General features: G+C 65.4%; 17 protein-coding genes. 11 read left to right on the top strand and 6 right to left on the bottom strand.

Annotated features, from left to right (window positions below):
- Positions 1-43: 43 nt before the first annotated feature.
- Both purH and LAQ58_RS09925 read left to right on the top strand, forming a co-directional pair.
- Positions 44-1,627 (top strand): bifunctional phosphoribosylaminoimidazolecarboxamide formyltransferase/IMP cyclohydrolase, encoded by a 1,584-nt coding sequence (purH, locus tag LAQ58_RS09930; protein ID WP_224447286.1) that lies wholly within the window; start codon positions 44-46, stop codon positions 1,625-1,627.
- A 202-nt stretch (positions 1,628-1,829) separates the two neighbouring features.
- Positions 1,830-2,015, top strand: coding sequence for a hypothetical protein (locus LAQ58_RS09925; RefSeq protein ID WP_224447285.1), 186 nt, complete (start codon positions 1,830-1,832; stop codon positions 2,013-2,015).
- Between the two features lie 23 nt (positions 2,016-2,038).
- On the opposite strand, the gene LAQ58_RS09920 is transcribed toward LAQ58_RS09925, so the two are convergent.
- The 3 genes from LAQ58_RS09920 to LAQ58_RS09910 all read right to left on the bottom strand — a co-directional run bounded on the left by LAQ58_RS09920 (position 2,039) and on the right by LAQ58_RS09910 (position 3,981).
- Positions 2,039-2,380 (bottom strand): hypothetical protein, encoded by a 342-nt coding sequence (locus LAQ58_RS09920; protein WP_224447284.1) that lies wholly within the window; start codon positions 2,378-2,380, stop codon positions 2,039-2,041.
- 83 nt (positions 2,381-2,463) lie between these two features.
- Positions 2,464-2,778, bottom strand: coding sequence for a hypothetical protein (locus LAQ58_RS09915; protein WP_224447283.1), 315 nt, complete (start codon positions 2,776-2,778; stop codon positions 2,464-2,466).
- A gap of 96 nt (positions 2,779-2,874) precedes the next feature.
- A complete protein-coding gene (locus tag LAQ58_RS09910) occupies positions 2,875-3,981 on the bottom strand; it encodes a mechanosensitive ion channel family protein (protein ID WP_224447282.1) in 1,107 nt (368 codons plus the stop codon).
- A 172-nt stretch (positions 3,982-4,153) separates the two neighbouring features.
- Here LAQ58_RS09910 and folP point away from each other — a divergent pair, with 172 nt between their 5' ends.
- On the top strand, positions 4,154-6,634 hold the full coding sequence (gene folP, locus LAQ58_RS09905; RefSeq protein WP_224447281.1) for a dihydropteroate synthase: 2,481 nt from the start codon (positions 4,154-4,156) through the stop codon (positions 6,632-6,634).
- A 320-nt stretch (positions 6,635-6,954) separates the two neighbouring features.
- Here the strand turns inward: folP and LAQ58_RS09900 are convergent, their stop codons facing one another.
- Positions 6,955-7,473 (bottom strand): hypothetical protein, encoded by a 519-nt coding sequence (locus LAQ58_RS09900; protein ID WP_224447280.1) that lies wholly within the window; start codon positions 7,471-7,473, stop codon positions 6,955-6,957.
- A 110-nt stretch (positions 7,474-7,583) separates the two neighbouring features.
- Between LAQ58_RS09900 and LAQ58_RS09895 the strand changes: the two genes are divergently transcribed.
- The 5 genes from LAQ58_RS09895 to LAQ58_RS09875 all read left to right on the top strand — a co-directional run bounded on the left by LAQ58_RS09895 (position 7,584) and on the right by LAQ58_RS09875 (position 10,652).
- Positions 7,584-8,282 carry an RNase P subunit p30 family protein gene (locus LAQ58_RS09895; protein WP_224447279.1) on the top strand — a complete coding sequence of 233 codons (699 nt, stop codon included), beginning with the start codon at positions 7,584-7,586 and terminating at the stop codon, positions 8,280-8,282.
- A complete protein-coding gene (locus LAQ58_RS09890; protein WP_224447278.1) occupies positions 8,266-8,907 on the top strand; it encodes a class I SAM-dependent methyltransferase in 642 nt (213 codons plus the stop codon). Before LAQ58_RS09895 ends, LAQ58_RS09890 begins: the two co-directional genes overlap by 17 nt.
- An 11-nt stretch (positions 8,908-8,918) precedes the next feature.
- Positions 8,919-9,398 (top strand): Rpp14/Pop5 family protein, encoded by a 480-nt coding sequence (locus tag LAQ58_RS09885; RefSeq protein ID WP_224447277.1) that lies wholly within the window; start codon positions 8,919-8,921, stop codon positions 9,396-9,398.
- Positions 9,399-9,403: 5 nt separating this feature from the next.
- Positions 9,404-10,156 carry an archaeal proteasome endopeptidase complex subunit alpha gene (gene psmA, locus LAQ58_RS09880; RefSeq protein WP_224447276.1) on the top strand — a complete coding sequence of 251 codons (753 nt, stop codon included), beginning with the start codon at positions 9,404-9,406 and terminating at the stop codon, positions 10,154-10,156.
- 79 nt (positions 10,157-10,235) lie between these two features.
- Positions 10,236-10,652 carry a GNAT family N-acetyltransferase gene (locus LAQ58_RS09875; protein ID WP_224447275.1) on the top strand — a complete coding sequence of 139 codons (417 nt, stop codon included), beginning with the start codon at positions 10,236-10,238 and terminating at the stop codon, positions 10,650-10,652.
- A 33-nt stretch (positions 10,653-10,685) separates the two neighbouring features.
- On the opposite strand, the gene LAQ58_RS09870 is transcribed toward LAQ58_RS09875, so the two are convergent.
- On the bottom strand, positions 10,686-11,081 hold the full coding sequence (locus tag LAQ58_RS09870; RefSeq protein WP_425490646.1) for a helix-turn-helix transcriptional regulator: 396 nt from the start codon (positions 11,079-11,081) through the stop codon (positions 10,686-10,688).
- A gap of 18 nt (positions 11,082-11,099) precedes the next feature.
- Entirely contained in the window at positions 11,100-11,840 is a 741-nt protein-coding gene (locus LAQ58_RS09865) for an NRDE family protein (RefSeq protein WP_224447273.1), read from the bottom strand.
- Positions 11,841-12,143: 303 nt separating this feature from the next.
- On the opposite strand from LAQ58_RS09865, the gene LAQ58_RS09860 reads away from it, so the two are divergent.
- From LAQ58_RS09860 to LAQ58_RS09850, 3 genes are all read left to right on the top strand, one after another.
- Complete coding sequence (locus LAQ58_RS09860; protein WP_224447272.1) at positions 12,144-13,229, top strand: glucose 1-dehydrogenase; 1,086 nt, start codon at positions 12,144-12,146, stop codon at positions 13,227-13,229.
- Positions 13,213-13,860, top strand: coding sequence for a transcriptional regulator GfcR (gene gfcR, locus LAQ58_RS09855; RefSeq protein WP_224447271.1), 648 nt, complete (start codon positions 13,213-13,215; stop codon positions 13,858-13,860). Before LAQ58_RS09860 ends, gfcR begins: the two co-directional genes overlap by 17 nt.
- Positions 13,861-13,987: 127 nt before the next feature.
- Positions 13,988-14,332 (top strand): glutaredoxin family protein, encoded by a 345-nt coding sequence (locus LAQ58_RS09850; protein ID WP_224447270.1) that lies wholly within the window; start codon positions 13,988-13,990, stop codon positions 14,330-14,332.
- Positions 14,333-14,403 lie beyond the last annotated feature (71 nt).

Below are 14,403 nucleotides of genomic sequence, written 5' to 3'. Positions count from 1 at the left end.
ACGGACCGCAACTGTTTTTCCCACGGCGGTGGGCGTCTCTCGTATGCTACGGATTGCGGGTTTGGCGAGTAATCGTGGACGGAACCTTCGGCATATCGCCGACGCGGCACCCGGTGGTGCGGAGTTGAGCGTCGTGCTGTCGAACCACGACGACGCGCCGGTGCTCGACGCGGCCGCCGAGCGCGGCATCCCGACCGAGAGCGTCGAACGCGAGGCAGACGAATCCCGCGAGTCTCACGAGCGGCGTATCCTCGACGCGCTCGAAGAGTACGAGTTCGACCTTGTCTGCCTCGACGGCTACATGCGCGTGCTCACGAACGAGTTTCTCGACGCCGCGCCGACGACGCTGAACGTTCATCCGTCCTTGCTGCCGTCGTTCCCCGGCAACGACGCCCACGAGCAGGTTCTAGAGTCTGATGTCCGCACGACCGGTTGCACGGTCCACGTGGTCACCGAGGAGGTCGACGCCGGTCCCATCGTCACGCAGGAGGCGGTTCCCGTCTTCGAGGACGACGACGAGGCGTCGCTGAAAGAGCGCGTGCTCTACGACGCCGAGTTCGCCGCCTACCCCCGCGCAGTTCGGTGGTTCGCCGAGGACCGTGTGACCGTCGACTCGGAGTCGGGTCGCGTCTCCATCGAGGGCGACGAGGGAGGCGACCTCCCCGCCCGGCGGGTCGTCTCCGAACGCCGCGGCGACACCTTGCGCTACGGCGAGAACCCCCACCAGGACGCCGCCGTCTACGTCGACGACGCCTGCGAGGAGGCGAACGTCGTCAGCGCGCCGCAGTTGAACGATGGCGCGAAGGCGCTATCGTACAATAACTACAACGACGCCGACGGCGCGCTCAACCTCATCAAGGAGTTCGACGAACCCGCCGCCGCGGTCATCAAGCACACGAACCCTGCCGGTTGCGCCACCGCCGACACGCTTGTGGCGGCGTACGAGAAGGCGCTGTCGACGGATCCGATGAGCGCCTTCGGGGGTATCGTCGCCCTCAACCGCGAGTGCGACGCCGAGACGGCCGAACTCGCCGTCGACTCGTTCAAGGAGGTCGTCGTCGCGCCCGGTTACACCGACGACGCGCTCTCGGTGCTGACCGAGAAGAAGAACCTCCGGGTGTTGGATGTCGGCGAACTCGGCGAGGTGACGGAGCACTTCACCGAGAAACCCATCGTCGGCGGCCGACTCGTCCAGGAGCGCGACCTCTGGTCGCCGACCGTCGACGACCTCGAAGTCGTCACCGAGCGCGAACCGACCGACGAGCAACTGGAGACGATGCTGTTCGCGTGGAAGGTGCTGAAGCACGTCAAGTCGAACGGCATCCTCTTTGCCGACGGCACAGAGACGGTCGGCGTCGGCATGGGTCAAGTGAGTCGCGTCGACGCCGTTCGGCTGGCGGCGATGAAAGCCGACGAGCACGCCGAGGGCAAATCCGCCGACGGCGCGGTGATGGCCTCCGACGCGTTCTTCCCGTTCCCCGACGGCATCGAGGAAGCAGCGAAAGCAGGTATCGACGCCGTGATTCAGCCCGGCGGCTCCGTCAACGACGACGACGTCGTTGCCGCCGCCGACGAGCACGACATGGTGATGGTGTTCACCGGGCAGCGGTGTTTCCGCCACGATTAGTGGGCGAAACTCGTGACGAGCAGCGCGAAGTCAGGGTGCTTTAGACACGACTGAGCGAAGGAGGTCTAAAGCTCGTCGTGGAGCGAAGCGGAACGACGGTGTTTCCGCCACGACCGAACGGAAGTGAGAGAACACACGAACCCATCACTCACAGAGAGAGTCTCGGGCGTAGTTTTATCACGACATCGTGCGAAATGCTACCATGCACGTTGCGTTTTTGGTCCTCGGCATCGCGTTTCTCAGCATCGGGACGTACATGGGTGTCGTCGGCGACACCGGTTCGACACCCGTCTGGGTCGCCCTCGGCAGCGCCTTCCTGACGCTCGGTCTGGTCTTGGACAGCGACCGGAGCGCGCGGCGAGAACAGGAACGACCCCAACCCGAGTAGTCGAGTTCGGGCGACCGTCGACGCTACTGGTCGTCGTTTCGCAGACTATCGTTCGGGAAACACTCGCCGAGGTCGTGGAGCAGGTTTATCGTCTCTGTTTTCGTCTCGGCGTCGATGTCGTCCAACGTCTCCACGTCGTTGAGCGCCTGTCTGAGCAGCGGGAGGCTCAATCGCTGGTCGAGGTGGACGACCGGGAGGTAGAGGTCCTCGAACGACTCCGGCGGGATGCCGGACGTCGACAACAGGTAGTGGTCGTCGAGATCGGCGAGGTCGTCGGTGGCGAAGTCCTCCTCAGAGAGCGCGCGGTTCGGCGCGTCCTTGGTTGCGCCGCGAATCGTAGGTTCGTGCAGTGTGTAATCCGTCACACAAAATACGCCACGCGGAGAATAGTATTCGTTGGGGTAGGTTTGACGCTGCCGAGTTTCACCGTCTGCATCAATTCGTCCGCTTACGTCTCGTCCGAGCCGTTCGCACCTGCGTCGCGCGAGTCGTCGACCTCGTTCTCGTCGACATCTTCGTGTCTGTCCACGTCCTCGCGTTCGGCGGCGTCGGTCTCCGCCGAGTCGTCGGCGTCTGCGTTCGCGCCACCGCTCGCCGCCTCGTCGAGAGTCGCGGCCTCGCCACCGAACTTCGATTTGAGCGACTTCTTGGCGACGTAGACGCCGCCGGCGGCGGCACCTCCGGCGACAACGGCACCGGGGACGCCGTACTTTTTGTAGCCGTACTTCGCCGCCTTGCGACCGACACTGAGGGTTCCGAGCATTTCGTGTAAATAATGACTGCGCAGACGCAACGGACGTGGGCTTGTCGATTCAGGGTGTTTTTGACCCCACGGCCGCCACGAGACTCGTTGTCGCACTCAGTCGTCGGTGTGAGCGGTGACCTCCGACGACTGTGCCGGAGAGCCGTTTCGTGGAGAGTGAACCCGCTGCGGGAACGGAATCGAGATCTCCGCCTCCTCGTAGGCTGTCTTCACCGCCTCTATGACCGACCCCTTCGCCTGCCACTTCCGACGCATCGTCGGTTCGCCGATCCAGAATCGGAGCTCGAGTACGATAGACGAGGCGCCGAACTCGTCGGGAACGGCCCGCGGCGAAGGTACGTCGCGGACGATATCTATCTCCTTCATCGCCGACTCCGCGACCTCCTGCGCCTGCGAGAGGTCGGCGTCGTAGTCGACGCCGATTTCCAGTTCGATGCGGAGACGGTCGCTGCGCGAGTAGTTCATCAACTGGTTGTTCGTGATGTGGTCGTTCGGGACGAGGAGGTGTTCGTCGCTGTACGTCCGCAGTTTCGTGTTGATGATGGTGATGTCTTCGACGATGCCGGACCGGCCGTCGACTTCCACCCAGTCGCCCGCGCGGAACGGCCGCGAGAGCAGGAGGACGAACCCCGCGATTATCGCTGCGAGCGTCTCGCGGGCGGCGAGGCCGACGACGGCGCTGGCGACGCCCGCGCCGATAAACAGGTTCCCGAGTTTGATGCCCCAGAGATACAGTAGTACGGCGATACCGAACGCGAAGATGCCGACGTTGGTGACGTGGTAGGCAACTTCGCTCTGGTGTTTCGTCAGCGCGTCCGCGCCCGCCAACCGGTCGATAGAACGGTTGACCAACCGGACGACGAGATACGCCGTCGCGAGCACCGCCACGCTCACGACCTGTCTGACCGCCGTCCACCGATCGACCAAAATCGCCTGCGCAAGCACGTCGAAGACGACGACGAGGTTCCAGACAGTCGCCAGCGCCAGCACTGCCACCGCGAGGTCGGCGACGAGAAACGTCACCATCACCATCTCGGCGATGTCCGAATCGTAGCGCTTCTCGACTATCGGCTTCAATCGATTGATGGCGAAGAACGCAACGAAGAACGCGACGGCGACGGCGAGGGTCTGCGCCGACGGCGACCAGTCGGCGAACGCCATCACCACACCGATGTCGAGCAGCGAAAACACAACGTAACTCATGAAAGTCTTGACCGGAGATACCGGGTTTGGACGGATATCTCGGCTGCTGGTATTGACAAGGTCGCTGCCGACTGCCGAGACGAAGCCGCGTTACGACTGCCGTACAGCGAATCCGGGAACCCGCAGTAGACGGTCCGATAGGCCTAAGCGGAGTCGCAAACTCGGACGATGCATGGAGTACTACGAGGCGGCGAACTTTCTCTTCGACCTCCGCCGCTTTCAGGTAAAGCCCGGGACCGAGTCGGTCCGGGCGCTGCTCGACCACCTCGGCGACCCCCACGAGGATGTCCGTTTCGTCCAGGTCGCGGGGTCGAACGGGAAAGGCAGCACCGCGCGGATGGTGGAGTCGACGCTCCGGGAGGCGGGATGCAACGTCGGTCTCTACACCTCGCCGCACTTCGACTCGCTTCGCGAACGCGTCCGCGTCGACGGACGGAAGATGACCGAGTCCGCGCTCTGCGAGTTCGTCGCCGAGGCCAAGCCGTATTTAGTCGACCGCGCGGCCGCTGGGGAACCGCTCACCTTCTTCGAGACCGTCACGGCGCTCGGCCTCTGGTACTTCGGCCGCAGCGACGTCGATATCGCGGTTCTCGAAGTCGGGATGGGCGGAGAACTCGACGCGACGAGCGTCGTCGACCCCGTCGCCAGCGCCGTCACGAACGTCACGCTCGAACACACGGCGGTGCTCGGCGACACCATCGAGGAGATCGCGACGACGAAAGCCCACGTCGCGCCCGCCGACCGACCGCTGGTCACCGCCGCGACGGGCGACGCGCTCGACGCCGTCCGCGCGCAGGCCGGCGACGTACTCACCGTCGCCGATCCGAACGACTCGGACGCGCCCGCCGATCCCGACGTTCGAGTGAGCTACGAGGGCCGCGTCAACCACACCGAGTCCGTCGTCGCCGTCTCGACGGACTGGGATTCCCTCGCAGTCGAGGCTCGAGTACCGATGCTCGGCGCGTACCAGGCGAAGAACGCGGGCGTCGCCGTCGCGCTCGCTCGACAGGCGGCCGACGAGGTCGACGTCGAACTCGACGCGGAGACGGTCGCCCGCGGCCTCCGCAACGCCCACTGGCCTGGCAGATTCGAGGTGATGCAACGAGATCCGATGGTCGTCCTCGACGGCGCGCACAACCCGGGTGCGTTCGTCGAACTCGCCGCCGTCCTCTCCGAATTCGACTACGAGAACCTCCACCTCGCCTTCGGCGCAATGCACGACAAGAACCACCGCGAGATGGCCGCCGCGCTGCCGACGCCCGACTCGGTGACGACGTGCAGGCCGGACCTTAGTCGAGCAGAGGACCCCGAAATCCTCGCGCGCGTCTTCGAGCGCGCGGGCGTCGAGACGGTCGAGAGCGTCGACGCCGTCACCGACGCGCTGTCGAGCGCGCTCGAGCGCGCCGGTCCAGACGACTGCGTGCTCCTCACCGGCTCGCTGTTCTGCGTCGCGGAGGCGCGGCGGCGCTGGACGCGACTGCAGATTCCGAAGAGAGTCGACTCGCCGACTGACGCGCGGACGACGCTGGAGCGCGCCGGTGCGACGCCCGAACGGGTCGACGCCGAACGCGACGACATCGTCCACCGCGTCGTGAAGACGCAGGTCGAAGATCGACAGGCGCGGGCGCTCGAAACCGAGATGGGTCGTCTCGGCGGCGAGTGCGTCGCCGCGGGTCTCGGAAGCGACGGCGAACTACAGGACGTAGTGCTCGCCGGAACGTTCGACCAGTTCGAGCGCCTGCTCGACGGACTCGACGACCATCCGTACGGTCTCTCGCAGGTCGCGAGGGAGCTCCGCGAGCGTCTCGAACTCGGCAGCGAGTCGTCCCGCGCCCGACACGGCTACCCGTGGGAGGAGCGCGCGTCGGTGATGGGGATTCTGAACGTGACGCCCGATTCCTTCCACGACGGCGGCGAGTTCTTCGACGCCGACGCCGCCGTCGCCCAAGCACAGGCGATGGTCAAGGCGGGCGCGGACATCGTCGACGTGGGCGGCGAGAGCACCCGCCCCGGCGCGGACCCCGTATCGGTCGAAGACGAAATCCAACGAGTCGTCCCGGTTATCGAGGCGATTTCGGACCTCGACGTGGCCATCTCCGTCGACACGCGGCGGGCGGAAGTCGGCCGGGCTGCGCTCGACGCGGGCGCGGACATCCTCAACGACGTGACCGGTCTCGAAGACCCGGAGATGCGGTTTCTCGCCGCCGAGCGAGAGGTTCCGGTCATCGTCATGCACAGCATCGACGCACCCGTCGTCCCCGACAGGAATGTGGAGTACGACGACGTGGTCGAGGACGTCGTCGAGGAACTGAACGAGCGCGTGCTGCTGGCCGAGAAGGCTGGTATCCCGAGAGAACGCGTCATCGTCGACCCGGGTCTCGGCTTCGGGAAGTCGAAGTCCGAGAACTTCGAACTCCTGTCTCGACTCTCCGAGTTCGAGGCGCTCGGCTGTCCAATTCTCGTCGGCCACTCGCACAAGTCGATGTTCGAACTCGTCGGACAGGAGGCGGGTGACAACCTCGACGCAACCGTCGCGGGAACCGCGCTGGCCGTCGAACGCAGCGCGGACATCGTCCGCGTCCACGACGTGCCCGAGAACGTCGCGGCGGTTCGGGTCGCGGAGGCGATGAAGAATCCGAGACGGTTCGAATAAAGGATATTTGCGGCGGCGCATGGCGGGAGCGCCCTCTGTGGCGTCTGCGCGAACGAAGTGAGTGCAGGCTCGAAAGGGCTTCGCCCTTCCGGTGGAGCGGCTGGCGTTTATGTCAACCGCGAGGTTGGGGAGGACCGAGGTATGGGCAGTGTGGTCTCTCGGTGCGCTCTGCAGTCGTATTTGACTCGCTCGGCAAATTCCGATTCACTCCAGAGCTCCGTAGCGGTTTGTAGCTCCCGCAGAAACTGTCTGAGCCGTGATAGAGACGACAAACAGCGTTGCAACCTCGTTACCACGATTCGCCGATTTCCTAACACTCGCTACTCGCCAGTCGTGTAGGTCACCTTCTCACCTTCCGTCCAGTGTGAGAGCGTCGCGCGCGTCGGTGGTTTGTCCTCGTACCGAACGCGGAGCAGCGCGGTGTAGACGAACGCGACGTCGCCCGGCCTCAGTTCTTCAATGCAGCTATAGATTCGAACGGTCCGGTCGGGCCTCTCTTCGACGCCCAGTATCCCCGGCTCGAAGTCCCGCACGTTGCCACCGCCGGTATGACTGAAGCCGACCAGCACCTCGGTACTGAAGTCGGTCTCGTTCACCCACTCGTCGTCCTCGTCGGTGAACTGACGGTCGTCGAGTCGGCCGACGCCGTCACGCGAGGAGACGAGAACGACTCCGTTGTCGTCGAGCACACCCACGTCACGCTGTTCGTAGGTGCGTTCGTTTTCGATGTTCAGGTCGGGACAGCCCTCTTCGGGGCCGAAGACACCATCACCGAGACAACCCGCAAGGAGCGTCGTTACGCAGACGCTGATTGCAGATAGGGCTTCGCGGCGCTTCATGTCGAACTATCATGATGTGTGTATTTCAACGCATCTCTGGTCGCTGGAAACTCACCGTCCTCCGTGTCGAAACCGACAAGCACCCACTACGACGATAACGATAACAGACGATGTACGAAGCGGTCCACGCGCACCCCGATGGCGACAGCACCCCCTCGCGGTTCGCCCGTACGGCGGCCGACTACGGCTTCGAGGGCGTCGTCGTCCGCTTTCGGGGCACACCCGACGCCGACGCCTGCGAGCGCGCGAGCGACCGCTATAACGTCGATGTCGTCGACGCCGTCGAAGTCGTTGCCGCGAGCCCCGAACAGGCCAGCGGCGCGGTCGGAAACTTCCGTCCGAAGACGACGCTCCTCATCCTTCGCGGCGGCGACGACGCGCTCAATCGCTTCGCTACCGAGCAGGAGCGAATCGACGTGCTGTCGCGGCCGATGTCCGGCGGCGACTTCAACCACGTGCTCGCAAAATCCGCGAAACGAAACGGCGTCCGCGTCGAGTTCGACTTTCGGCGGGTGCTCCGCGCCGACGGCGGCCGGCGCGTGCAGGCGCTCAAATCGCTCCGAAAACTCCGCGAACTCGTCGAGTACTACGACGTGCCGTTCGTCGTCAGCGCGAATCCCTCCTCACATCTCCAACTGCGCGCGCCGCGCGAACTCGTCGCCGTCGGCGAGCGAGTCGGGTTCTCGGCCGACCAGATAGAGACGGGACTCCGCGAGTGGGGTCGCCTCGCCGCGCGAAACCGCGACCGAACGTCCGAGTCGTTCATAGCCCCGGGGGTCGAACGGGGCAGGTATGAAGAAGACGGTTGAGGAACACGCCGCCCGCTTCTCGAAAATCGCCGCCGACTACGACGAGAGTCAGGACTCCGACGAGTACAAAGCCTGCGCGTCGCTCGTCGTCAACCACGCCGACCCCGGTCCCGACGATGTGGTGCTCGATTTGGGCACCGGAACCGGGGCGATCGCGCTGGCGCTCGCGCCAAATGCCAAGCGCGTCGTCGGCCGCGACATCAGCGAGGGGATGATGGAGCAGGCGAAACAAAAAGCCGAGAAACAGAGAATAGAAAACGTCGAGTTCGGCCGCGGGTCGTTCCGCGAACCCGACTACGACGGCGAAGTCGACGTGGTGGTCTCGAACTTCGCGATGCACCACCTCTCCGACGACGAAAAACGCGAAGCCATCGAGGTCATCTCGGGTCTCGGACCCCAGAAGTTCGTGCTCGGCGACGTGATGTTCTTCGGCGAACCCGACCCCGAGGAGCCGTTCTACAGCCCCGAAGTCGACGATCCGTCGACGGTCGGCCACCTCGTCGACTGCCTCACCGACGCCGGGTTCGCGCTGACCGCGGTCGAACGCGTCCACGACCAGGTGGGCGTGCTCGTCGCCGAGCGGTTCGGCGTCGATAGCGACGCCGACAGCGAGTCGGCGGCCTGAACCGAACGCCGATGAAGCACCTGCCGAAACACCTCCGACCGCGGTGGCGCTATCTTGCGGTCGGCATCGAGACGTGGCCCGACGCCGAGTTCGACCGCGGCGCGTTCCAGCGCGAACTCTGGTACGCCGCCCAGAACCTGCTGGGAGACGCCGGGAGCGCCGACGCCGACCTCACGGTCTACGGCTTCGAACTCGGCCTCGGGACGGGCGAGGCAGTCGTCCGCGTCCGCCGAGGTCACGTCGACGAGGCGCGCGCCGCGCTCGCCTGCGTGGACGCCGTCGACGACGACGAAATCGGGGTGCGGGTCCGGGGCGTCTCTGGGACCGTGCGCGCCTGTGAAGAAAGGTATTTACGCGGCGCGGCCGCACGTTCCGAGAAGAGACACGTCGTGTTCGAAGGCTCCGAGCGGACGGCGGTCGCACGCGACGACGCACGCTGCGTCCGCCTCCCCTCGGGCGTTCTCGGCGCGACGGAACTCGATTTCGAGTGATACTTATGCAGGGACAAGCGCAACAGCAGGCGTACGACCGCGGCATCACCATCTTCTCGCCCGACGGCCGTCTGTACCAGGTCGAGTACGCGCGCGAGGCGGTGAAGCGAGGAACGGCAAGCATCGGCGTCCGAACGGCCGACGGCGTCGTGCTGGCGGCGGACAAGCGGAGTCGCTCGCCGCTGATGGAGCCGTCGAGCGTGGAGAAACTCCACAAGGCCGACGAGCACGTCGGCATCGCCTCGGCGGGCCACGTCGCCGACGCTCGGCAACTCATCGACTTCGCGCGCCAGCGCGCGCAGGTCAACCGCCTCCGCTACGGCGAGGCCATCGGCATCGAGTCGCTGACGAAGGAGGTCACCGACCACATCCAACAGTACACGCAGGTCGGCGGCGCGCGGCCGTTCGGCGTCGCGCTCATCGTCGGCGGCATCGAGAAGGGCGAACCCCGCCTCTTCGAGACGGACCCCTCGGGGACGCCGTACGAGTGGAAGGCGCTCTCGGTCGGCGCGGACCGCGCTGACATCCGCGACTACCTCGAAGAGCACTACACCGAGGACACCGACCTCGACGGCGGCATCGGTCTCGCGCTGTCGGCGTTGGCCGAGTCGAACGACGAGGGGCTCGAACCCGAAGGCGTCGGTCTCGCGACCATCGACGTCGAGACCGAGCAGTACACCGAGCGCTCGAACGAGGAGATCGAGTCGTACCTCTCCGAACACGACCTGCTGGCGAGCGACGACGAGGAAGCCGAGTAAGCGAGTAAGTCGAGTAATCGACGTCCCGCCTCCCGCGGTGAACCGAAACCGAACTCCCCTTTCGCGGTGTTTCTCTGGCATGCACTACGACGTTCGACCGACGCTACCGTCGGTCGAGACGTATCTCTCGCTTCGCGAGGCCGCCGGCATGTCGTCACGGTCACCGGAAGGTGCCGAGCGCGGCCTGCCGAACACGCTATTCGCAGCGACCGCGTTCGCCGTGGAGACGGGCGGAACTGAGACGGCCGTCGGGATGGGGCGCGTCGTCGGAGACGGGGGCACCGTTTACCAGATAGTGGATATGGCCGTCCACCCCGACCATCAGGGTGAGGGCCTCGGAACGAAGATCATGGAGGAACTCGTCGCGTTCCTCGACGAGGACGCGCCGCCGAACGCGTACGTCAACCTCGTCGCCGACGTGGACGGCTTCTACGAGCGCTTCGGTTTCGAGGAGACCAGACCAGCGTCGAAGGCGATGTATCTCAGAACCCAGTAGCGACCGCGGCGAAAACACGAACCGAGCGAGCGTTCAGTACTCGTCGTACGCGAGGTTCATCAGCCACTGCGAGAACGCGTCGCTCTTGGGGTCTATCTCCTCCTCGCCGATATACGGCGAGAGCATGTCGCCGGCCATGAGCAGCGAGAAGTTCAGGTCGCGCGCCGCCGGTTCGAGGAAGTAGGTGTTGTGTCCATCGTAGACGGTCTCCGAGCGCTTGATGAGACCCGTTTCGGCGAGTCGCTCAGCGATGCGACTTCCCTTCCGGGAGCCGATGTCGAGTTCCTTCCAGAAGTCGCTCTGGTGGATGCCCCGAGTCTCGCGGATGAGTTCAAGTCCGCGGCGCTCGTCCGCCGTGAGGTCGGATTCGAGGTCCGTGGTGCTCACGCGGACACCTCCGTCTGGGGCGTGCTCAGGTTCATACACCATACACGTCGCGCGACCCGCTTAAATGTGGCTTTCGACCCGTACGTAGGCCGTCTCGCAGGGCGGGCCGTCCGCGAACCGATAGCTCGCGCCGCCCTCGCCGATGGCGATGAGTGACGACGAGCGGGTGCCGAACGAGTCCCCGTGAATACAGACGCCGTACTCGTGGTCGGCGAGGACGGACGCCGCTCTGTCGTGCCACGCCGCCGAAGATTCGCCAGGTTCCGGTTGGAGTGCCTCGCGGACGCGGCGGGCGTTCTCGGCCTGCTGTTCGCCGACCTCCGAGCGGAACGAGGGAATCGTAAAGGAGTCGTCGAATCCGACGTTGACGACGACGTGGACGCCGGGGTCGAACTGCGAGACGTGGAGGCGACCGTCCCACTCGAAACAAAACGCCGCCATCGCGTCGGCGACGACGAGGTTGAACCCATCGTAGCTTCGCTCGTCAAGTTCGCGTTCGACGAACCGGGCGGCCTCCTCGGCGCTTTCGTGCCGGAGCGCCTCGCGGACGAGCAGCCCGCGAGACCGGTCGGCGGCCGGGTCGGCGTCGGTCCAGCGGTTCGTGATGCCGATGAACAGGCCGTGCTCGTTGTAGCCGACCCACGTGCCGCCCGCTTCGGCGTCGCGGGGAGCGACGACGGCCGGGTCGTCCTCGATGCGCGCCGGGGGTTGGGAGGGCCGTCCGTACGCCTCGTCGCGGTTGGCCGCGACGACGACGGGGGCATCGGGGAACACCTGCCACGCGAGGGTGAGTGTGCACACGACTCTCTGTAGGGTATCGAGGAGGATAAAGTCCGTTGCGCGCGTTGAGGGAGGAGACGTAGCGTCGAGCGACGGTGAGAGACCGTCGAACAACGGGAGAGACCGGCGCTCAGCGGTGAAGAGAGGTCGGGAAAGACGCACGGGTGCGGTGAGCGCTCACGTGGCTGGCTGGCCGGCTGGATGACGTTCGCGGGTGCGAGTCACGCGACGGGGCTGAAGCGTCGCGTACGGCGCTCACCGACAGACATAGTGTTTACTCGCGAGAGAATAAATGTTTTGGTGGTCAGGCTCCTACCGCCGGGCATGAAGGCGATAGCGGTGTACGAGGGAGACGGCCGACCGAGCGTCGTCGACGTGCCGAAACCGGACCCGCCGGCGGGTGAAGCGCTCGTGCGAACGCTTCGAGTCGGCGTCGACGGAACCGACCACGAGGTGTTGAACGGGGGCCACGGCGGCTTCCCCGAGGGCGAGGAGTTCCTGGTCCTCGGCCACGAGGCCGTCGGCGTCGTCGAAGACCCCAACGGGACCGACCTCGAACGCGGCGACGTCGTCGTGCCGACGGTTCGCCGCCCGCCGAACGGGATGAACGAGTACTTCGAGCGGGGCGAACCCGACATGGCGCCGGCGGGCGAGTACCACGAACGCGGTATCGACGGCGCGCACGGCTTCATGGCCGAGTACTTCACCAGCCCCGAGGAGTATCTCGTGCCGATCCCCGACGAGCTCGCTTCGGTCGGCTTCCTCGTCGAACCTATCTCTATCTCCGAGAAAGCCATCGAGCACGCCTACGCCTCCCGGTCGGCGTTCGAGTGGAACCCCGAGTCGGCGCTCGTCCTCGGCAACGGCAGTCTAGGGCTTTTGACCCTGGCGATGCTCGGTCTCGAATACGGCTACGACGCCGACCATCTCTACTGTCTCGGCCGCCGCGACAGACCCGACCCGACCATCGACGTTATCGAGGAACTCGGGGCGACGTACGTCGACTCCCGGGAGACGCCTGTTGACGAGATTCCCGAGGTTCACGAGCCGATGGATTTCGTCTACGAGGCGACCGGCTACCCGAAGCACGTCTTCGAGACGGTTCACGCGCTCGCGCCTAACGGCGTCGCGGCGCTTCTGGGCGTCCCGAGCGACTGGGAGTTCGAAGTCGACGGCGGGGCGTTCCACAGCGAACTCGTCCTCCACAACAAGGCGCTCGTCGGGAGCGTCAACTCCCACGTCAAACATTTCGAGGCGGCGACGGAGTCGCTGGCGTCGATGCCGCAGTGGCTGCTCGACTCGCTCGTCTCCGGAATCTACGGACTGGACGAGTTCGAGCGGGCATTCGACGACGACGACACCACTATAAAAACCGCCATCCAATTCAGTACGTATGAAGAACGTCGATGACCTCATCTCCAGCGCAGCGGAGTTGGCCGAGCGCGGCCTCTCGAAGGGCGAAATCGCCGACGAACTGAACGTCTCCCGCGAGACGGCGAGTTGGCTCGTCGAGCGCAGCGGGGCGACGAGCGCCGCGCCCGAGACGACGAGCGACGCACCGTCCGGCGGCACCGGTCCCGACGACATCCACATCGACTGGAGCGCCGTCGGCCGCGACAGCGCCCGACTCAGTTACCTCGCGTGGGCGATGGCCGACCTGCTCGGCACGGAGGGCGACGACGTGGACCTCACCATCGGCATCGAGAAGGCGGGCGCACCGCTGGCGACGGTGGTCGCCCGGGAACTCGACACCGACCTCGGGACGTTCGCACCCGCGAAACACCAGTGGGAGGAGGGGGACATCGAGGATCTCGGCGGCAGTTTCTCGCGGAACTTCGCCCAGATCCGCGACCGCAGTTGCTACGTCGTCGACGACATCATCACGAGCGGCACGACGATGCGTCAGACTATCGAGGCGGTCCGCGACCACGGCGGGAAGGTGGAAGCGGCCGTCGTCATCGTCGACAAGCAAGGCATCGAGGAGATAGACGGCGTCCCCGTCCACTCGCTCATCAACGTCGTCAGCGTTGGCGAGGAGTGAGCGCGAAGCCCCCGGAAACTGTCGCTCGGCGAGGCGCTCGACGGATGTTCGAACGAGCGCGTTAGCGCCCGCTCCGGACGACGACTCGGGCGCAACCCCTATCAGGCGTGGTATCGTACCTCCTCACATGACCTTCCAACCGGGAAGCGACCTCAGCGCCGACGAGGTCCAACAGCGCGTCGACGAAACCATCGAGGAGAACGACGTCGTCCTGTTCATGAAGGGTAACCGGCTGATGCCGCAATGCGGCTACTCGATGCGAGCGGTCGAACTCATCAGCCAGCACCGAGAGGCGTTCGAGACGGTGGACGTGCTCCCCGCGCTCGACCAGTACCGCGCCGCACTGTCGGAGCACAGCGGATGGGAGACGATTCCCCAGACGTACGTCAACGGCGAGTTCGTCGGCGGCAGCGACATCCTCGCCGAACTCGACGAACGCGGCGAACTCGAGGCAACGCTCGGAAGTTCGTAATTCGTTCGAACTGGATTATTTCTGAATAGAAGGGTAGCCCCTATATGCCCACCGCACTTAGTGGACGCACG

The organism is Haloprofundus salilacus, assembly GCF_020150815.1.
Classification (GTDB): Archaea; Halobacteriota; Halobacteria; order Halobacteriales; family Haloferacaceae; genus Haloprofundus; species Haloprofundus salilacus.
This window is presented reverse-complemented; position numbering and strand designations above follow the sequence as displayed.